The sequence below is a fragment of the Micromonospora sp. NPDC005163 genome (assembly GCF_053599835.1).
This window is the reverse complement of record NZ_JBSFYP010000064.1, coordinates 1-18,933: the sequence shown is the minus strand read 5'-3', so window position 1 is coordinate 18,933 and position 18,933 is coordinate 1. Positions and strand designations below refer to the sequence as shown.

Here is an 18,933-nt window from a genome sequence, read left to right as displayed (position 1 = left end):
GCCGATCGGTCAGCCGCGGGCGGCCACCGGCTCGGGCGGCACGGGCGTGTCCGCCGCGCTCTCGCGGGCTATCTGGCCGGGCCACCAGAAGCGGTCGCCGAGCATGAACGCCAGCGCCGGCACCAGGACCGTGCGGACCAGCAATGTGTCCAGCAGGACGCCGATGCACACGATGATGCCGATCTGGGTCAGCGTGATCAGGGGCAGCACCCCGAGCACGGCGAAGACCGCGGCGAGCAGCACGCCGGCGCTCGTGATCACGCCGCCGGTGACCCGGAGCGCGGAGAGCATCCCCTCCCGGGTGCCGGCGCTGCGGGCGTCCTCGCGGGCCCGGGTGACCAGGAAGATGTTGTAGTCCACACCCAGCGCCACCAGGAACACGAAGGCGAGCAGCAGCACACCGCTGTCCAGTGCCGGGAAACCCAGCACGTGGTCGAAGAGCAGCCACGCCGCACCGAGGCTGGCGAAGAACGACGCGATCACGGTGAGCACCAGCAGCACCGGCGCGACCAGACCCCGCAGCAGCAGGACGAGCACCGCGCCGACCAGCAACAGGATGATCGGCAGGATCAGCCGCAGATCCCGGTCGTTGGCCTCCTCCGAGTCGTAGGTGCCGGCCACCGTGCCGCCGACGATCGCCCCGGACGGCGCGTCGGCGCCGTCGACCGCGGGCGGAGCGGAGTCGGGGACCGCGGCGACCGCGTCGCGCAGCGCCTCGATCGTGCGGTCGGACGCGGTCGTCCCCGGTTCGGCCTCCAGCACCACGTCGACCTGTGCGATGCCCTGGCCCGCCTCCCCGGGGCGGGCCGAGGCGACCCCGGGAACGGCGGCGGCGACGTCGGTGACCGTCCGCACCGCCGCCGGGGTGGTGAGCACGGCGACCGGCTGCGTGGTCCCGGCGGGGAAGGCCCGGGCCAGGGTCTGCGCGCCGGTCACCGCCTCGGGCTGGGCCCGGAACTGCTCGGTCTCGGACAGGCCGGTGCGGATCCCGAGCCCGCCCAGCGCCAGGGCGGCGAGCAGCAGCGTGGCCAGCACCGCGACCGGTACCGGACGGCGTTGCACGGCGGCGCCGAGCCGGCCCCAGAGCCGGCCCTCGCGGATCGCGCCGCCGACCCGGGGTACGAACGGCCAGAACAGGCCGCGGCCGAAGAGCACCAGCACGGCGGGGAGCACGAACAGCGCCGAGAGCACCGCGAAGACCACCCCGGTGGCGCAGGCCACGGCCAGTGCCCGGTTGGTCTCCTGCTCGCTGAGGAGCAGGGTGAGGACGCCGAGCACCACCGTGCCGCCGCTGGCCAGGATGGGCTCGGCCGTACGGCGCAGCGCGGCGCGCATCGCCGCGTACCGGTCCTCCTCGCGGCGCAGCTCCTCCCGGTAGCGGGCGATGAGCAGCAGCGCGTAGTCGGTGGCGGCGCCGAAGACCAGCACGCTGGCGATGCCGGTGACCTGGCCCTGCTGGAGGTTGATGCCGACGGCCGGCACGATCGTGTCCACCGCGCGCAGGGTGAGCTGCTCGGTCGCCGCGACGACGACCAGCGGCACGATCCACAGGAACGGGCTGCGGTAGGTGATCAGCAGCAGCAGCGCGACCACGGCGGCGGTCACCGCGAGCAGGGTGACGTCGGCGCCCTCGAAGACCGAGGCGAGATCGGCGGTGAAGGCGGGTGCGCCGGTGACCTCGACGGCGAGCCCGTCGGGCAGGTTGGTCAGCGCGGCGCGGAGCTGGGCGATCGTCTCGGTGACCTCGTCCTGTCCGCCGACGGTGCTGAGCGGCACGGCGACCAGCGCAACCGTCCCGTCCGGGGAGAGCTGCGGGGGGCTGACCCGCCCGCCCACCGCGAAGCTGCCCAGGTCTGCGGAGCGGCCGGCGACGGCGGCCCGGTCGGCTTCGCTCAGCGCGCCGCCGTCACCGCGGCTGACCACCACGATGGCCGGCTGGACCTCGCTGGCGGGCAGCTGGTCCTGCAAGCGCTGCACCTGAGTCGACTGCCACTGCGCGGACAGGCCGGTGGCGGAGACCGGCGCCGGGTTGTCCGGCTGGGGCAGCCCGAAGACGGCCGCGCCGACGACGATCGCGGCGGCCACGGTGAGCCAGGCGGCCAACCGGCCGCGGGCGACTCTGGTGAAGGCAGACATCAGGGTGACCTCGGAGCATCTCGATCAGAGAGTATCTTGATTACCGAGATTATCGACGGCTGTTCTATGCTGCAATCCGAGGGACCGACGACGGGAAGAAGCGGCGCGACGTGGTGACTCACGGCATGTACCGGCGGCGCGACACGCGCCGGGAGCAGCTGGTCGCGGAGATCACCAACAACCTGCGGCGGTACGCGGCGGACGCCCAGCAGGTCGGCCACGCCTTCGCCAACCTGCACGGGCTCAACCCGACCGACCTGAACGCGCTGCTCGCGGTGATGGACGCCGAGATCCTCGGCGACCCGATCACCCCCGGCCGCCTCGGTGAGCAACTCAACCTCTCCTCCGGCTCGGTCACCGCCCTGATCGACCGGCTGGAACGAGCCGGCCACATCCGCCGGGACCGGGACACCGTCGACCGGCGCAAGGTGCTGCTGCACTACGCCGACCAGGGGGCCGCGCTGGCCATGGAGTTCTTCCAGCCGTTGGGCGCCCGCACCGACTCGGTGATGGCCGAGTTCGACGAGGACGAGCTGGAGGTGGTGCACCGGTTCATGGCGCGGATGAGCGACTCGCTGCGCGCGCACCGCGACGCCGTGCGCGCCGCCCGGCCCGAGCCGACCCGCCGCCCGACAGGCTGACCGGTGCCGGACCGGCTCCTCGCCCGCCTCGCCGGTGCCGCGCTGCGGCTTCCCGCGACGACCCGCCCCGGCCCGGTGCGGGTCACCCGCGACATCCCGGTCCGGGTCCGCGACGGCGTGGTGCTGCGCACCGACCACTACGCCCCGGGCGTCCGGGACGCGCCCACCGTCCTGATCCGCACCCCGTACGGGCGGGGTGGACCGCTGCGGCTGCTCGGCCGGCTGCTCGCCGCCCGCGGGCGGCACGCCGTGATCCAGTCCTGCCGGGGCACCGGCGGCTCCGGCGGGACGTTCGCTCCGCTGGTGCACGAGCGGGACGACGGAGTGGACACCCTGGACTGGCTGCGGCGCCAGCCCTGGTGGTCCGGGGCGCTCGGCATGTTCGGGGTCAGCTACCAGGGCTTCGCGCAGTGGGCGCTGGCCGCCGACGCCGGCGACGAGCTGCGCGCGATGGTCGCCGTGGTGACCGCCTCGGCGACCCGGGACTCGACGTACGCGGGGGAGTCGTTCGCCCTGGACACCGTGCTGACCTGGGCGGAGCTGCTGCACGCGCAGACCGTGCCGTGGCTGGCCCGGCAGCGGGAGCTCAAGCGCGGGCAGCCCCGGTTGGCCGCCGCGCTGGAGCACCTGCCACTGGCCGGGGCGGACCTGGTGGCCACCGGTGTGACGATCCCGTTCTTCCAGGAGTGGCTGCGCCACCACACCCCGGATGCCGAGTACTGGCGGACCCGGGTCTTCGCCGACCGGGTGGCCCGGGTGCGGGCGCCGGTGATCATGGTCAGTGGCTGGCACGACATCTTCCTGCCCGCTCAGCTCGACGACTACGCCACCCTGCGCGCCGACGGTGCCCGTCCGCGCCTGGTGATCGGCCCCTGGACGCACGGCAGCCCCGGCCTGTTCGTGGCCGCCCTGCGGGAGGGGTTGGCCTGGCTCGACGAGCACCTGACCGGGCTGGCTCCGGCGGGCGAGCGGCCTCGCCGCGCCGGGCGGTCCACGCCGGGCCCGGTGCGGCTGTACGTGGGGGGCGCCGGCGGTGGCTGGCGGGACCTGCCGGACTGGCCGCCGCCGGCCGTCGACACCGCCTGGCACCTGCACCCCGGTGGCGAGCTGGCGGTGCGCCCGCCGGTCCCCTCGCCGGCGGACGAGTTCCGGTACGACCCGGCCGACCCCACCCCGTCGCTCGGCGGGCCACTGCTGGTGGCGCAGCGGGCCGGCCCGGTGGACAACCGGAGCGTCGAGGCCCGCCCCGACGTGCTGACGTACACCAGCGCCGCGCTGAGCGGGCCGATCGAGGTGATCGGCCCGGTGCGGGCCGAGATCCACGTCCGCAGTGAACTCGCGTACCTGGACGTCTTCGTCCGACTGTGTGATGTGGACCGTCGTGGTCGTTCGTGGAACGTGTGCGACGGTCTGGTCCGGGTGGCACCCGGGCGCTTCCCGGCCGACCCGTCCGGGGTGCGCCGGGTCGCGGTGCCGCTCTGGCCGACGGCGTACCGGTTCGCCGCCGGGCACCGGCTGCGGTTGCAGGTCGCCGGTGGCGCCCATCCCCGCTGGGCGCGCAACCCGGGCACCGACGAACCACTCGGTACGGCGGTGACTCTGCGTGCCGGATGGCGGCAGGTTCTGCACGACCCCGGGTACCCCTCGGCGCTGCGTCTACCGATCGTCCACTCTGGCTCCTAGCGATCTCCAAGGTGAACAGATCGCCCCTGAGCTGGGCTTTTGCGGTTGATGCGGGCTATCGTTGGGTCAACGCCCGGCGCTGTGCACCAGTAGGCCGGGCCCGTCCGTAGCCCCGCACCGCGTACGCGGTGTGACGTCGTGCCCGGCCCCCGCTCATCGGAAGGGGGACCCCATGACCCGGGCCCCGGCGAACCTGTTGGCCGTGCGCACCCTGCTGCTGACCCACCTCGACAACGCCCCCGGGCCGGACGATCTGGAGCCGGCGGAGGTCGGCATCGTCGGCGATCCGGCGCACCGCGGCGGCTACCACTGTGGATCGGACCGGGTGGTCACCAACGACTACTCGGTGGTGGAGTCACCTCGGGACCGGGCCGGCCTGACCCTGGACGCGGCCGCGTTGGACGTCGGCGGCTTCGAGGTCCGTGCCGGTGGCCGAACGCACACGCTGCCCAGCTTCTCGCTCTGGTGCGTCGGGCAGTGCGTCGCGAACGCGGCCGACACCCGGGACATCCGCGAGATCATCTACAGCCCCGACGGAAGCACGGTGCGGCGGTGGGACCGGCTGGGCAAGCGCAGCAGCGGCGACAGCTCGCACCGCTGGCACACCCACTTCAGCTTCTTTCGTGACGCCATCAAGGCGGGCCGCGACCAGCGGCCGATGTTCCGCCGCTATCTCAGCTCCATCGGACTCCTGGAGGAGAACGACATGACCGAAGCCGAAATCATCGCCGCGCTGCGGAAGGGCGTCACCAGCGACCCGGTCATCCGCGAGGTCCTGCGGCGGGCGCCGTGGGAGTTCCTACCCGCCGACCACGGCGGGAAGACGTCCGCGCACGCCATCGTGCTGAACGGGTTGCCCGCCCAGTTGCAGGCGCTCGCCGGCCGGGACTTCACCGACGAGCCCGCGATCATCCAGGGCGTGCTGGCCGGGCTGACCCCGGAGAAGATCGCCGCGGCCATCCCGCCCAGCGTGGCCAAGCAGGTCGCCGACGAGTTGGCCCGCCGGCTGGTCGCCTGAGCCTCCGGGCCGACCGCCCCTGTTCCACAACAGTGGTTACGTAATAGGTGTTGCGCAACCACTGTTGCGGATGGCAGGTTGGGCGGCATGGAGAACCCCGACGTACGTCAGGTCACCGACTCACGGGTGCTGGCCGCCATGGCCCACCCGCTGCGCCGCCGACTGATGGACGTGCTCAAGGTGCACGGCCCCTCGACCGTCGGCATGCTCGCCGAGCACACCGACCAGGCGCCAGCGAACGTCAGCCACCACCTCAAGGTGCTCGCCGCCGGTGAATTGGTCGCCGAGGCGCCCGAGCTCGCCCGGGACCGGCGCGAGCGGTGGTGGCGGCTGGCCACCCGGTCGGTGCGCTGGTCCAACACCGACTTCGACGCCGACCCGGCCGCCCGCGCGGTCGCCGACGCCGCCACCTCACTCAACCTGGACCGGCACGTCGCCCTGGCCCGGGCGTGGCACGCCGCCGACGAGCCGGCGCAGGCAGCATGGAACGACGCGCCGTTCTCCACCGACCGCTGGCTGCATCTCACACCCGACGAACTGGCCGAGTTGAACCGCGAGGTGATCGACCTGCTGGCCCGCTGGGCCGACCGGAAGGCGCCCGACGACGGGCGCGAGCGCCAGCCGGTCTTCGTGTTCGCCCACGGCGTCCCGGCCCGTCCGTGACCGCGGCCACGCACACCGATCCGAGCCCGGTCCGGGAGACCGGCGGGCTGCTGCGGCACCGGGATTTCCGGCTGCTCTGGGCCGGCCAGGCGATCAGCAGCGTCGGCAGCAACGTCACCACTGTCGCGCTGCCACTGGTCGCGGTGGCCGTGCTCGACACCGGCACCTTCCAGGTGGCGGTGCTCACCGCCGCGGCCTGGCTGCCGTGGCTGCTGATCGGCCTGCCGGCCGGCGCGTGGGTCGACCGGCTGCCGCGCCGGCCGGTGATGGTCGCCTGCGACCTGCTCTGCGCGGTGGCCTTCCTCACCGTTCCGCTGGCCGCCGCACTGGACCGGCTCACCGTCTGGCACCTGCTGCTGGTCGCGCTCGGGGCCGGCACCGCGCGGGTCTTCTTCGAGACCGCCGACCAGGTGTACCTGCCGGTGCTGCTCCGCCCCGAGCAACTGCCCGAGGGCAACGCGAAGCTGCAGGCCACCCAGACCGTGAGCTACGTCGTCGGGCCCGGCCTCGCCGGCCTCATCGCCCAGCTCACCGGGGCGGTCGCCGCGCTGCTGCTGGACGCGGTCACGTTCCTGCTCTCCGCGGCCTGCCTGCTGCGGATCCGCACCGCCGAACCCCGTACCCCGCGGACCGACCGGTCCCCGTCGCTGCGCCGGGACATCGCCGAGGGACTGCGCTTCGTCGTCCGTGACCCGTACCTGCGGGTGCTCACGCTCTTCGGCGCCGCCAGCAACATCGGGCTGATCGGCTACCAGGCTGTCCTTGTGGTGTTCCTGGTCCGCGAGCTACGGCTCGCGCCCGGCCTGGTGGGCGTCCTGGTCGCGGTGATGAGCGCCGGGGGGATCATCGGCGCGCTGCTGGCCACCGCGCTGGCCCGGCGCTGCGGCACCGCGCGCGCCATGCTGCTCGGTGCGGCTCTCACCGGGCCGCCCGCCCTGCTCATCCCGCTGGCCACGCCCGGTGTGGGACTGATCTGGCCGGCCCTCGGCGGGATCCTGATCGGCCTCGGAGTGGCGATCGGCAACGTGCTCAAGGGCAGCTTCCGGCAGACGTACACCCCGCACCACCTGCTCGGCCGGGTGACGGTGAGCATGCAACTGCTCAACTACGGCACCATCCCGCTGGCGGCCGTGCTGGCCGGTGCCCTCGGTGCGCGCTACGGCGTCGCGACCGCGATCGGAGTGATGACCGCCTGGTTGGCGCTCACCCCGTTGATTCTGTTGATCGGGCCGCTCCGGCGGCGGCGGGACCTGCCCGCCGCCCCGGCGGCGTCTTGAGTGCGCTGCGACGGCGGCCGGAGACCGGCCGCCGTCACCGGCACGGAGCTACATCGGGCGGACGTTGTCCGCCTGCGGACCCTTCTGCCCCTGGGTCACCTCGAACTCGACCTTCTGGCCCTCGTTGAGCTCCCGGTAGCCGCTCGAGGCGATGGCGGAGTAGTGGACGAACACGTCCGGCCCTCCACCGTCCTGCTCGATGAAACCGAAGCCCTTTTCCGAGTTGAACCACTTAACCGTGCCGGTTGCCATGCATCTCTCCCTGTTCAAAGCGGCTGACCCTCGACCTGTGGCCGATGATCGCCCGTACCTGTCCGACAGTAACGGGCGAAACGCCGATCCGCCGGCCGAAGTGCCGTAGGTCTTCGAGTGAAGTCGGGTGAACTCTGCGCGCCGGCACGTGAAACCCGCCCCGGCAGCCCCCCGCTGCGGCATGCTAGCGCCGATGAGGGGTGCCGCAGCCGCCGCGCTGTCCGAGCTGGAGCGCGAGATCGACGCGCCCGGCGCCGGCCTGGACCGGCTCCGACTCGTACCCACCCCGTTCGTGCCGGAGGTGCGGCTGCACCTGGCCGAAGACGCGATCGTCTGGTGGGCCCGGATGGAGGCGGCCGTCGGGCACGCCCTGCCGCCGCCGTACTGGGCCTCCGCCTGGGCCGGGGGGCAGGCCCTCGCCCGTCACCTGCTGGACCATCCGGAACTGGTCGCCGGCCAGCGGGTGCTCGACCTCGCAGCCGGATCGGGGCTGGTGGCCATCGCCGCCGCGCTGGCCGGCGCGTCGACGGTGGTCGCGAACGACATCGACCCGTACGCCGTCGCCGCCGTCACCGTCAACGCGCGAGCCAACCGGGTCGCCGTCGACGCCACGGGCGATGACCTGCTCGACAGCGCCGACGCGGAGGCGGACCTGGTCCTCGCCGGCGACGTGTTCTACAGCAGGGCGATGGCCGACCGGATGCTGCCGTTCCTCCAGCGGGCCGCCGCCGGCGGCGCCGAGGTGCTGGTGGGCGATCCCGGCCGGGGGCACCTGCCGGCGGACCGGTTGACGGTGCTGGCCGACTATCCGGTGCCCACCACCGAACCCTCGGTCGACTCGTCGCTGCGCCGGGTGCAGGTGCTGCGACCCGCCTGAGGCCGGGGACCGTCTCAGGGGCGACCCCGAGGCGGATACCAGGGGTCGGTGGGGGATGCGACCGGATGTCCACGGTGGTGCCGCGGCCATAGCGTACGGGGCATGACGCAATGGCTGGCTCAGGTCGGGGAACTACCCATCCTGCTGCTGATGGGCACGCTCGGGCTGGTCATGCTCTTCGACGCCGTACCGCTGCTGGGGGTTCTGGTCCCCGGCGACGTGGCGATCCTGGCCGCGGTCGGGGTGGGCCGCCCGGCCACCGGGCTCGCCACCTTCACCGCCGTGCTGGTCGGCTGCCTGGCCGGTTGGTCGTTGAGCTTCCTGGTCGGCCGTCGGTACGGGGAGCGGCTGCGGCGCAGTCGGATCGGCGACTGGATCGGCGAGGCGCGATGGACGGCGGCGGAGGGGCTGCTGCGTCGAGGTGGGGGCCGGATGGTGGTCATCGCGCCATTCCTGCCGGTGTTCAACGCGCTGCTGCCGCTGGCCGCCGGTGGGCTGCGGATGTCGTACCGGCGGTTCCTCGGCTGCGCGGCGCTCGGCGCGGCGGCCTGGGCCGGTCTCTACCTCGCGCTGGGCACCGCGTCCCGCTCACTGGCCGGGCTGCTTCCGGGAGAGGCCAGCCCGCTGCTGGTCACCATGGGTGTCGGGCTGGTGCTGGCCGCCGTGGTGCTGCTGGGCACCCGGCGCCGACTGCGTGCGGTGACCGGGGCTCCGACGCCCTGACCGGTTCGGCCCGGCGGTGGGTGCGGGGGTGCGCCCACGCGGTCGGGTAGGTGGTGCGGGGCCGGCCGGGGGGCCGGCCCCGCGCGGGTCACCAGCCGCGGGCACGCCACTGCGGCAGGGCCGGTCGTTCCGCGCCGAGCGTGCTGTCCTTGCCGTGACCGGGATAGAACCAGGTCTCGTCCGGGAGCCGGTCGAACAGCTTGTGCTCGACGTCGTCGATCAGCGCGGCGAAGCGCGCCGGGTCCTTGTCCGTGTTACCGACGCCGCCGGGAAAAAGGCTGTCACCGGTGAAGAGGTGCGGGATGCCGGCCGGGTCGCTGTAGAGCAGCGCGATCGAGCCCGGGGTGTGCCCCTTGATGTGGATGACCTCCAGCGCGCAGTCGCCGACCGGCACGGTGTCGCCGTCCGCGAGCCGCTCCGCCTCGATCGGCAGCCCGGCCGCGTCGTCGGCGTGCACCAGCGGGTGGGCGCCGGTCTTGGCGACCACCTCCTCCAGCGCCACCCAGTGGTCCATGTGCTGGTGGGTGGTCACCACGGCGGTCAGCCCACCGTCGCCGATCAGGTCCAGCAGGCGGGGCGCCTCGTTGGCGGCGTCGATCAGCACCTGCTCGCCGGTGGCCGTGCAGCGCAGCAGGTAGGCGTTGTTGTCCATCGGGCCCACCGACAACTTGCTGATGGTGAGCCCGCTCAGCTCCCGCACCGCCGGCGCCTCGCCGGGGGTGACGTCTCCGCTGTAGGTCATGAGGTGTCTATATCCATTCCGGTGGAGTGGGCAGGGGGCCGTCGGGAGTGACGGCGAGCGCGCCGCCGCCGTCACGGCCGATCAGCCAGGCGGCGAGGTCGGGGGCGGGACCGGCGATGATCGGCGCGCCCGCGCGTTCCCCGATCACCAGTTCGTGTCGGCTGCCGTCGAAGCGCAGCACCATCGACGGCGGCGCCGGCCGGTCGCCGTGGTGCGCGGCCACCTCGTGCAGCAGCCGGTGGGCGAACGCCTCCGACCAGTCGGCGGGCCGGTAGTCGGCGGCTAGGTCGAGGTGGTGCACCTCGATCTCGCGCAACCGGCCCCAGACGAGCAGCGCCGCGGGCCACGGGCCACGGCGGGTCTGCACCGTCGCCGCCCACGCCTCGACCGGCATGGCCGCGACCGCCTCGGTGAACCGGTCCGCGGTACGCCGCAGGTCGTCCAGATGCTCGACCGGTGGGCGGCCCGCGCCGGCCTCGATGTCCATCGTGCGGGCCTCCGGCGAGGCGTACATCGGCAGCGGCTCGCCGGTGCGGGCCGCGGTGAGCAGGTTGACGAAGCCGTCGGCGTTGCGCGCCAGGTGCGCCAGCACGTGGCCGCGCGTCCAGCCCGGCAGTAGCGACGCGGCCGCCAGGCCCGCGCCGTCGAAGGAGGCCGCGGTACGCAGGAGTCGACTCGTGGCGTCGTCCACCTCGCCCATCAGCAGCAGCGGATCGGTGGTCACGCGTCGACCCTAGCGGTCCGCCGTCTCGGCGTCGCCGGGGAAATCGCTTTCGGCGCGTCGGCGCGCGCCCTACCGTCAGCGGCATACGCGGCACCGGGACGTCGGACGGAGGTGATGACCATGCCGGACGTGGCACGAGTGTTCCGCCATCACCAGCTTCGACACCGATGAGGATGCCATGACGATCGATCTGACCGCCCTCGGCTGGGACGCCGAGCGGGCGGCGTACGCCGGGCGACGCGGCGATCAGCACCCGGGCCGCGTGGCCCGGGTGGACCGGGGGGTCTGCACCGTGCTCACCGAGGCCGGCCCGGTGCGGGCCAGCCTGGGTGGGGCGGTGCTGGCCGGCGCCGTTCGGGACCCCTCCGCGCTGCCCTGTGCGGGCGACTGGGTGCTGCTCGCGCACTGGCCGGACCGCCGCACCACCGTGGAGACGGTGCTGCCCCGGCGGGCCGCGCTGATCCGCCGTACCGCCGGCAAGGACGCCAGCGGCCAGGTGCTGGCCGCCAACCTCGACGCCGCCGCCGTGGTGGAGCCGGTGCACCCGGAGCCGGACGTCGGTCGGATCGAGCGGCTGCTCTCCCTGGCCCACGAGTCCGGTGCCCGGCCGCTGGTCGTGCTGACCAAGGCCGACCTCGCGGCCGACCCGGACGCGCTGGCCCGCCAGCTGGCCGCGGTCGCCCCCGGCGTGCCGGTGCTGCCGGTCAGCGCCGAGGGTGGCCTGGGCCTGGAACCACTGCGCGCCGAGGTGGCGCCGGGCCGCACGCTCGGCCTGATCGGGCCCTCCGGCGCCGGCAAGTCGAGCCTGGTCAACGCGCTGGCCGGCGCGGTGCTGATGCCGACCCAGGCGATCCGGCGGGTCGACGGCAAGGGCCGGCACACCACCACCTGGCGGGCACTGGTGCCGATCCCCGGCGGCGGCGCGGTGATCGACACGCCCGGCGTGCGGGCGGTCGGCCTGCTGGACGGTGCGGCCGGGCTCGACCGGGCGTTCGCCGACATCGCCGGGCTGGCCGAGGGCTGCCGGTACGCCGACTGCGGGCACGACGGCGAGCCCGCCTGCGCGGTCCGCGACGCGCTGCACACCGGGGAACTCTCCACCCGCCGCTGGGAGAGCTGGCGGCGGCTGCAGGGGGAGGTGGCCCAGGAGAGCCGGCGGCGCGAGGCGCGGCTGGCCGCGGAGCGGCGTGGCGGGTGGCGTTCCGGCCGGCGCCGGGCGGCCCGACCGCCGTCGCCCGGGGGCTACTGACCGGCCCGGCCGACCGGGCTGAGCTGGGGGAATGTGCGGGCGGGGGAAACTGTCATACCTCGGGGCTAGAGTTGCCGAGGCGTCTTTTCCGCGCCCGCACGACCGCTCAGAACATGCCAGAGCGGGACACATCCTTCGCTTCGTCTTCACCCGGGAGTACACGGACCGTGGCCGACCGACTGATCATCCGTGGCGCGCGCGAGCACAACCTGCGTGACGTCAGTCTCGACCTGCCCCGGGACGCACTCATCGTGTTCACCGGGCTGTCCGGGTCGGGCAAGTCGAGCCTGGCCTTCGACACGATCTTCGCCGAGGGGCAGCGGCGCTACGTCGAGTCGCTCTCGTCGTACGCCCGGCAGTTCCTCGGCCAGATGGACAAGCCCGACGTCGACTTCATCGAGGGGTTGAGCCCCGCCGTCTCGATCGACCAGAAGTCGACCTCGCGCAACCCGCGCTCGACCGTCGGCACCATCACCGAGGTCTACGACTACCTGCGGCTGCTGTACGCCCGCATCGGCGAGCCGCACTGCCCGGTCTGCGGCGAGCGGATCTCCCGCCAGAGCCCGCAGCAGATCGTCGACCGGGTCCTCGCCATGGCCGAGGGCACCAAGTTCATGGTGCTCGCCCCGGTCATCCGCGGCCGCAAGGGCGAGTACGTCGACCTCTTCGCCGAGCTGCAGGCCAAGGGCTACGCCCGGGCCCGCGTCGACGGCGTGGTGCACCCGCTGACCGAGCCGCCGAAGCTCAAGAAGCAGGAGAAGCACACCATCGAGGTGGTGATCGACCGGCTCACCGTCAAGCCGAGCGCCAAGCAGCGGCTGACCGACTCGATCGAGGCCGCCCTGGGCCTCTCCAGCGGCCTGGTGCTGCTCGACTTCGTCGACCTGCCCGAGGACGACCCGGACCGGGAGCGTCGCTACTCCGAGCACCTGGCCTGCCCCAACGACCACCCGCTCGCCATCGAGGACCTCGAGCCCCGGGTCTTCTCCTTCAACGCGCCGTACGGCGCCTGCCCGGAGTGCACCGGCCTGGGCACCAAGAAGGAGGTCGACCCGGAGCTGCTGGTGCCCGACCCGGAGCGCACCCTGCGCGAGGGCGCCATCCAGCCCTGGTCCACCGGCCACAACCTGGAATACTTCCTGCGCCTGCTGGAGGCGCTCGGCGAGGCCCAGCACTTCGACGTCGACACCCCGTGGCGGGCGCTGCCGGCGCGGGCGCAGAAGACGATCCTGCACGGCTCCGACGACCAGGTGCACGTGCGCTACCGCAACAAGTACGGCCGCGAGCGCTCCTACTACACCGGCTTCGAGGGCGTGGTGCAGTGGATCGAGCGCCGGCACTCCGACACCGAGTCCGAGTGGTCCCGCGACAAGTACGAGGGCTACATGCGCGACGTGCCGTGCGCGGCGTGCGGCGGCGCCCGGCTCAAGCCCGAGGTGCTCGCGGTCACGCTGGCCGGCAAGAGCATCGCCGAGGTGTGCAACCTGTCCGTGGGGGAGTGCGCCGACCTGCTCGTGGGCATCGAGCTCACCGACCGGCAGAAGATGATCGCCGAGCGGGTGCTCAAGGAGATCAACGCCCGGCTGCGGTTCCTGCTCGACGTCGGCCTGGACTACCTCTCCCTGGACCGGCCGGCCGGCACCCTCTCCGGCGGCGAGGCGCAGCGCATCCGGCTGGCCACCCAGATCGGCTCCGGGCTCGTGGGCGTGCTGTACGTGCTCGACGAGCCGTCGATCGGGCTGCACCAGCGCGACAACCACCGGCTGATCGAGACCCTGATCCGGCTGCGTGGCCTGGGCAACACGCTGATCGTGGTGGAGCACGACGAGGACACCATCCGCACCGCGGACTGGATCGTCGACATCGGGCCCGGCGCCGGTGAGCACGGCGGCAAGATCGTGCACAGCGGTTCGGTGCCGGCGCTGCTGGAGAACCCGGACTCGGTCACCGGGGCGTACCTGTCCGGCCGCCGGTCGATCCCGACACCGACGAAGCGCCGCCCGCAGGACCGGGACCGGGAGCTGGTGGTGCACGGCGCGCGCGAGCACAACCTGCGCAACCTGACCGTCTCCTTCCCGCTGGGCCAGCTGATCGCGGTCACCGGGGTCAGCGGCTCGGGCAAGTCGACGCTGGTCAACGACATCCTGTACGCGGTGCTCGCCAACCAGATCAACGGCGCCCGGCTGGTGCCCGGCCGGCACACCCGGGTCGGCGGCCTGGAGCACGTGGACAAGGTCGTCGGCGTGGACCAGTCGCCGATCGGCCGGACGCCGCGCTCCAACCCGGCCACCTACACCGGGGTCTGGGACCACGTCCGCAAGCTCTTCGCCGAGACCACGGAAGCCAAGGTGCGCGGCTACGGTCCGGGCCGGTTCTCGTTCAACGTCAAGGGCGGGCGCTGCGAGGCGTGCTCCGGCGACGGCACCATCAAGATCGAGATGAACTTCCTGCCCGACGTGTACGTCCCCTGCGAGGTCTGCAAGGGCGCCCGGTACAACCGGGAGACCCTCGAGGTGCACTACAAGGGCAAGACCGTCTCGGACGTGCTGGAGATGCCGATCGAGGAGGCCGCGGAGTTCTTCTCCGCCATCCCGGCCATCCACCGTCACCTCAAGACGCTGGTCGACGTCGGCCTCGGTTACGTCCGCCTCGGCCAGCCCGCGCCGACCCTCTCCGGTGGCGAGGCCCAGCGGGTCAAGCTCGCCTCCGAGCTGCAGAAGCGCTCCACGGGGCGGACGGTCTACGTGCTCGACGAGCCGACCACCGGCCTGCACTTCGAGGACATCCGCAAGCTGCTGATGGTGCTGGAAGGGCTGGTCGACAAGGGCAACACGGTGATCACCATCGAGCACAACCTCGACGTGATCAAGACGGCCGACTGGCTGATCGACATGGGCCCGGAGGGCGGGCACCGGGGCGGCAGCGTGCTCGCCACCGGCACCCCGGAGGAGGTCGCCGAGGTGCCCGAGAGCCACACCGGCCAGTTCCTGCGTCAGGTGCTCAAGCTCGACGGCGAGGCCAAGGGCGCGGCGGCCGCCACCACCCGGGCCGCCAAGGCCAACGGCACCGCCAAGACCCGGGCCCCGCGCAAGGCGACCGCCGCCGCGCGCTGAGCCGACCCGACGCCGGCGGTGCCCATCGGGCATCGCCGGCGTTCCCATTTCCTGGGTCGAGGCCGTGTCACCGTGAACCATCCGGCACAGTTGCCCGTGTTGACCTGTGTGGCCGGGAGATCGGGACCGGCGCAGCGGCCGAGAGAGAGGCGAGGCATGAGTGACGATCAGGCGCTGACCGGTCCGGGTACGCAGACCCGTCGGGCTCTGCTCACCGGCGTCGGGGCGGTGGGCGCGGCCGTCGTCCTGGCTGCCTGCGGCAGTGACGACACCGGCGGCGGAGCCGCCCCGACCAGCGGCGGCCCGGCGGTGCCCAGCACCGGTGACGCCGGCGGCGGTGATCGGCAGGGCGCCCAGTCGCTGGCCACCACCGCCGACATCCCGGTCGGCGGCGGCAAGGTCCTCGCCGCCGAGGGCGTGGTCATCACCCAGCCCACCGCCGGCCAGTTCAAGGGCTTCAGCCCGATCTGCACGCACCAGAACTGCCCGGTGACGAACGTCGACGGTGGCACCATCAACTGCACCTGCCACGGCAGCAGGTTCTCGATCGAGGACGGCTCGGTGAAGGCCGGTCCGGCCACCCGGCCCTTGCCGGCGAAGGACATCAAGGTCACCGGCGACCAGATCTCGCTGGCCTGACACCCGCGCCGGCCGGCGCTTGATTGACTCGCCGTCCGGGAAGTCGGGGTGTCCGGCACCCGCCGACGCCCCGACTTCCCGGGAGCCCGAGTCGATCTAGCGCTTCCGGCGGCGTGTCGGTGCCGCGGACTAGGCTTGCTGGCGTGGCTGACCCCTCGACCTACCGTCCCGCACCCGGCACCATCCCGGAGTCCCCGGGGGTCTACCGCTTCCGCGACGGCACCGGTCGGGTGATCTACGTCGGCAAGGCGAAGAACCTGCGCAGCCGGCTCAACTCCTACTTCGGCGACATCTGGAACCTGCACGAGCGCACCCGGCAGATGGTCACCACCGCCGAGTCGGTGGACTGGATCACCGTCGGCACCGAGGTCGAGGCGCTCCAGCAGGAGTTCACCTGGATCAAGCAGTACGACCCCCGGTTCAACGTCCGTTACCGCGACGACAAGTCGTACCCCTATCTGGCCGTCACCCTCGATGAGGAATACCCGCGGCTCCAGGTGATGCGCGGCGCGAAGCGCAAGGGCGTGCGCTACTTCGGGCCGTACTCGCACGCCTGGGCCATCCGGGAGACCCTCGACCTGCTGCTACGGGTGTTCCCGGCCCGGACGTGCTCCGCCGGGGTGTTCAAGCGGGCCGGCCAGGTCGGCCGGCCCTGCCTGCTCGGCTACATCGGCAAGTGCTCGGCGCCCTGCGTCGGCAGCGTCTCCGCCGACGAGCACCGGGCCATCGTCGACGGCTTCTGCGACTTCATGGCCGGGCGCACCGACACCATGGTCCGCAAGATCGAACGCGAGATGACCGAGGCGAGCGAGCAGCTGGAGTTCGAGCGGGCCGCCCGGCTGCGCGACGACGTGGCCGCCCTGCGCCGGGCGATGGAGAAGCAGACCGTGGTGTTGGGCGACGGCACCGACGCCGACGTGGTCGCGTTCGCCGACGACCCCCTCGAGGCGGCCGTGCAGGTCTTCCATGTCCGCGACGGCCGGGTCCGGGGCCAGCGCGGTTGGGTGGTGGAGAAGACCGAGGAGCTGACCACCGGCGACCTGGTGCACCACTTCTGCACCCAGGTGTACGGCGGCGAGCACGGCGAGGCCGACGTGCCCCGCGAGCTGCTGGTGCCCGAGCTGCCCGCGGACGCGGACGCGCTGGCCGACTGGCTCTCCACCCACCGTGGCAGCCGCGTCTCGCTGCGGGTGCCGCAGCGTGGCGACAAGCGCTCACTGATGGAGACGGTGGAGCGCAACGCCAAGGACGCGCTTGCCCGGCACAAGCTCAAGCGGTCCGGTGACCTGACCACCCGGGGCAAGGCGCTGGACGAGATCAGCGAGGCGCTGGACATGCGCACCTCGCCTCTGCGCATCGAGTGCTTCGACATCTCGCAGATCCAGGGCACCGATGTGGTGGCCAGCATGGTGGTCTTCGAGGACGGGCTGCCCCGCAAGAGTGAGTACCGGCGGTTCATCGTGCGGGGCGCGACCGACGACCTCTCCGCGATGTCCGAGGTGCTGCGCCGCCGCTTTGCCCGCTACCTTGACGCGCGGGCGGAGACGGGCGAGGCGGGGGTCGAGCCGGCCGACGATCTCGCCGCCCCGGGTGGCCTTGGTGAAATCGACGAGCCGCAGGTCGGCGTCCTGGTCGACCCGACCACCGGCCGGCCGCGCAAGTTCGCGTACCCGCCGCAGCTGGTGGTCGTCGACGGCGGCGCGCCGCAGGTCGCCGCGGCCGCCCAGGCCCTTGCCGAACTCGGCATTGACGACGTGGCCCTGTGCGGGCTGGCCAAGCGGCTGGAGGAGGTCTGGCTCCCCGACGACGAGTTCCCGGTCATCCTGCCGCGCACCTCGGAAGGGCTCTACCTGCTGCAACGGGTTCGCGACGAGGCGCACCGGTTCGCCATCACCTTCCACCGGCAGCGCCGCTCCAAGCGGATGACCGAGTCGGCGCTGGACAATGTGCCCGGCCTGGGCGAGGTGCGGCGCAAGGCGCTGCTGAGGCATTTCGGCTCGCTCAAGCGGCTCTCCGCCGCCACCGTCGAGGAGATCACCGAGGTGCCCGGGGTGGGCCGGCGCACGGCCGAGTCGATCCTAGCCGCCCTCACCAAGGGAACCACGAGGGCCGACGAGGGGGCCGAGGCCACCCCGAGTTCGTGAGCCGGCTGGCCGCACCTCCCGGCGCTCCCTGTCGAGCTGCCCCAGATGTGGGGCGCGTCGCCGCCGGACCGGGGGCTGGCGACGACCTGGTCGCCGTCCGACCGCCACAGCGGGTTGAGGCCATTTGATCGACTCCGTCTCCTTGATATCGCGGTGTCTCGGCATCGGGGATACCCCGATGTCAGTGAAATCGAGTCGATCACCCTGCCAGTGACCGGGGACGGGCGGCGCGGGCGGCATCCGCACCCACCGGCACCCCCGGAGGAGGTCGCCGAGGTGCCCGAGAGCCACACCGGCCAAAGAGCGTGATACCTCAGAGTCATACTTATGCCTCACAGGTATCGGGCTCGATGCCGACTGTCCGGCCCGCCCGGCGGGCCTGCCCCCTCGCTTGGCGCCTGATTCACCCGCCCACGTCCGGATCGCCTGCCTCTGGCACGGTTCGTGTGCCTGGCCGGGGTGGTCGAGTCCGCGATCTCGGAAAGGATGTGGCCTCGACGGGTTGGCAGGCGGCAGTGTCCCGGGGATCGCGCGGATCGTAGGCCCGGCCGGATTGAGACCCCCGAGGGCCCGATGTCCGGTTCGTGATGGGCGTGGCTGGACGTGGTGTCTGGTTCCGGCGTTAACGTCCTGTGGCCGGGGGCACCCGCAGGGTGGAATCGGGGGCCGGCCGGGGTGGTTATACCTGGCAGATCACCGCGGCCCCCGGGCCCGCTAGCCACAGGCCGCCGGGAACACCCGCCAGGCCGCCACGGTTACATCCCCCGTAGCCGCCGACCGCCGGGAACACCCGCCAGGCCACCACGGTTACATCCCCCGTAGCCGCCGACCGCCGGGAACACCCGCCGGGCCGGCACGGTTACATCCCCCGGACACCCGAGCAGGTCCCCTCCGATCGCCGGGTCGTCCCCCGTGAACTTCTCGTGCGGCGCACGCCCCCTGTTGTGTGTCGCGCGGACCCCCGATGCAGAGGAGCACGCCATCATGCGTACCGATCTGATTCGTAAGACCGCTCTGACCGCTGCTGGGCTCGCGTTCACCGGCGGCGCCAT

The 18,933-nt window shown here is 72.8% G+C and carries 15 protein-coding genes; 11 read left to right on the top strand and 4 right to left on the bottom strand.

The annotated features are described in order from the left end of the window. Positions 1–9: 9 nt before the first annotated feature. Positions 10–2,136, bottom strand: a complete 2,127-nt coding sequence (locus ACWD6N_RS30380) for an MMPL family transporter (protein ID WP_450005606.1) — start codon at positions 2,134–2,136, stop codon at positions 10–12. Between the two features lie 125 nt (positions 2,137–2,261). Between ACWD6N_RS30380 and ACWD6N_RS30375 the strand changes: the two genes are divergently transcribed. The 5 genes from ACWD6N_RS30375 to ACWD6N_RS30355 all read left to right on the top strand — a co-directional run bounded on the left by ACWD6N_RS30375 (position 2,262) and on the right by ACWD6N_RS30355 (position 7,418). Then, a complete protein-coding gene (locus tag ACWD6N_RS30375) occupies positions 2,262–2,777 on the top strand; it encodes a MarR family winged helix-turn-helix transcriptional regulator (RefSeq protein ID WP_354965115.1) in 516 nt (171 codons plus the stop codon). Between the two features lie 3 nt (positions 2,778–2,780). Further along, positions 2,781–4,460 carry a CocE/NonD family hydrolase gene (locus tag ACWD6N_RS30370; protein WP_450005604.1) on the top strand — a complete coding sequence of 560 codons (1,680 nt, stop codon included), beginning with the start codon at positions 2,781–2,783 and terminating at the stop codon, positions 4,458–4,460. Between the two features lie 172 nt (positions 4,461–4,632). Further along, the gene (locus ACWD6N_RS30365) at positions 4,633–5,478 is read left to right on the top strand and encodes a hypothetical protein (RefSeq protein WP_450005602.1); all 846 of its coding nucleotides are present in this window, start codon (positions 4,633–4,635) and stop codon (positions 5,476–5,478) included. A gap of 87 nt (positions 5,479–5,565) precedes the next feature. After that, on the top strand, positions 5,566–6,141 hold the full coding sequence (locus ACWD6N_RS30360; protein WP_354964898.1) for an ArsR/SmtB family transcription factor: 576 nt from the start codon (positions 5,566–5,568) through the stop codon (positions 6,139–6,141). Next, positions 6,138–7,418, top strand: coding sequence for an MFS transporter (locus ACWD6N_RS30355; protein ID WP_450005599.1), 1,281 nt, complete (start codon positions 6,138–6,140; stop codon positions 7,416–7,418). The genes ACWD6N_RS30360 and ACWD6N_RS30355 overlap by 4 nt, the downstream gene beginning before the upstream one ends. A gap of 48 nt (positions 7,419–7,466) precedes the next feature. On the opposite strand, the gene ACWD6N_RS30350 is transcribed toward ACWD6N_RS30355, so the two are convergent. Then, positions 7,467–7,670 (bottom strand): cold-shock protein, encoded by a 204-nt coding sequence (locus tag ACWD6N_RS30350; RefSeq protein ID WP_007462771.1) that lies wholly within the window; start codon positions 7,668–7,670, stop codon positions 7,467–7,469. 193 nt (positions 7,671–7,863) lie between these two features. Here ACWD6N_RS30350 and ACWD6N_RS30345 point away from each other — a divergent pair, with 193 nt between their 5' ends. Further along, complete coding sequence (locus tag ACWD6N_RS30345; RefSeq protein ID WP_450005597.1) at positions 7,864–8,547, top strand: class I SAM-dependent methyltransferase; 684 nt, start codon at positions 7,864–7,866, stop codon at positions 8,545–8,547. A 102-nt stretch (positions 8,548–8,649) separates the two neighbouring features. Beyond that, a complete protein-coding gene (locus ACWD6N_RS30340) occupies positions 8,650–9,270 on the top strand; it encodes a DedA family protein (RefSeq protein WP_450005595.1) in 621 nt (206 codons plus the stop codon). A gap of 88 nt (positions 9,271–9,358) precedes the next feature. On the opposite strand, the gene ACWD6N_RS30335 is transcribed toward ACWD6N_RS30340, so the two are convergent. Then, a complete protein-coding gene (locus ACWD6N_RS30335; protein ID WP_450005593.1) occupies positions 9,359–10,012 on the bottom strand; it encodes an MBL fold metallo-hydrolase in 654 nt (217 codons plus the stop codon). A 7-nt stretch (positions 10,013–10,019) separates the two neighbouring features. Then, entirely contained in the window at positions 10,020–10,736 is a 717-nt protein-coding gene (locus ACWD6N_RS30330; RefSeq protein ID WP_354964893.1) for a maleylpyruvate isomerase family mycothiol-dependent enzyme, read from the bottom strand. Positions 10,737–10,914: 178 nt separating this feature from the next. Here ACWD6N_RS30330 and rsgA point away from each other — a divergent pair, with 178 nt between their 5' ends. The 4 genes from rsgA (at position 10,915) to uvrC (ending at position 17,881) form a co-directional block, all read left to right on the top strand. Continuing rightward, positions 10,915–11,985, top strand: coding sequence for a ribosome small subunit-dependent GTPase A (gene rsgA / locus ACWD6N_RS30325; RefSeq protein ID WP_450005591.1), 1,071 nt, complete (start codon positions 10,915–10,917; stop codon positions 11,983–11,985). A gap of 167 nt (positions 11,986–12,152) precedes the next feature. After that, positions 12,153–15,098, top strand: a complete 2,946-nt coding sequence (uvrA, locus tag ACWD6N_RS30320; RefSeq protein ID WP_354964891.1) for an excinuclease ABC subunit UvrA — start codon at positions 12,153–12,155, stop codon at positions 15,096–15,098. Positions 15,099–15,254: 156 nt separating this feature from the next. Then, entirely contained in the window at positions 15,255–15,737 is a 483-nt protein-coding gene (locus tag ACWD6N_RS30315; protein ID WP_450005589.1) for a Rieske (2Fe-2S) protein, read from the top strand. 143 nt (positions 15,738–15,880) lie between these two features. Further along, the gene (gene uvrC / locus ACWD6N_RS30310) at positions 15,881–17,881 is read left to right on the top strand and encodes an excinuclease ABC subunit UvrC (RefSeq protein WP_450005587.1); all 2,001 of its coding nucleotides are present in this window, start codon (positions 15,881–15,883) and stop codon (positions 17,879–17,881) included. The last annotated feature ends 1,052 nt before the right edge of the window (positions 17,882–18,933 follow it).

Excerpts from the sequence above, each read along its gene's own strand:
- ACWD6N_RS30380 (WP_450005606.1), bottom strand. The coding sequence starts at position 2,136 with ATGTCTGCCTTCACCAGAGTCGCCCGCGGCCGGTTGGCCGCCTGGCTC.
- ACWD6N_RS30375 (WP_354965115.1), top strand. The coding sequence starts at position 2,262 with ATGTACCGGCGGCGCGACACGCGCCGGGAGCAGCTGGTCGCGGAGATC.
- ACWD6N_RS30365 (WP_450005602.1), top strand. The coding sequence starts at position 4,633 with ATGACCCGGGCCCCGGCGAACCTGTTGGCCGTGCGCACCCTGCTGCTG.
- ACWD6N_RS30360 (WP_354964898.1), top strand. The coding sequence starts at position 5,566 with ATGGAGAACCCCGACGTACGTCAGGTCACCGACTCACGGGTGCTGGCC.
- ACWD6N_RS30350 (WP_007462771.1), bottom strand. The coding sequence starts at position 7,670 with ATGGCAACCGGCACGGTTAAGTGGTTCAACTCGGAAAAGGGCTTCGGT.
- ACWD6N_RS30345 (WP_450005597.1), top strand. The coding sequence starts at position 7,864 with ATGAGGGGTGCCGCAGCCGCCGCGCTGTCCGAGCTGGAGCGCGAGATC.
- ACWD6N_RS30340 (WP_450005595.1), top strand. The coding sequence starts at position 8,650 with ATGACGCAATGGCTGGCTCAGGTCGGGGAACTACCCATCCTGCTGCTG.
- ACWD6N_RS30335 (WP_450005593.1), bottom strand. The coding sequence starts at position 10,012 with ATGACCTACAGCGGAGACGTCACCCCCGGCGAGGCGCCGGCGGTGCGG.
- rsgA (WP_450005591.1), top strand. The coding sequence starts at position 10,915 with ATGACGATCGATCTGACCGCCCTCGGCTGGGACGCCGAGCGGGCGGCG.
- ACWD6N_RS30315 (WP_450005589.1), top strand. The coding sequence starts at position 15,255 with ATGAGTGACGATCAGGCGCTGACCGGTCCGGGTACGCAGACCCGTCGG.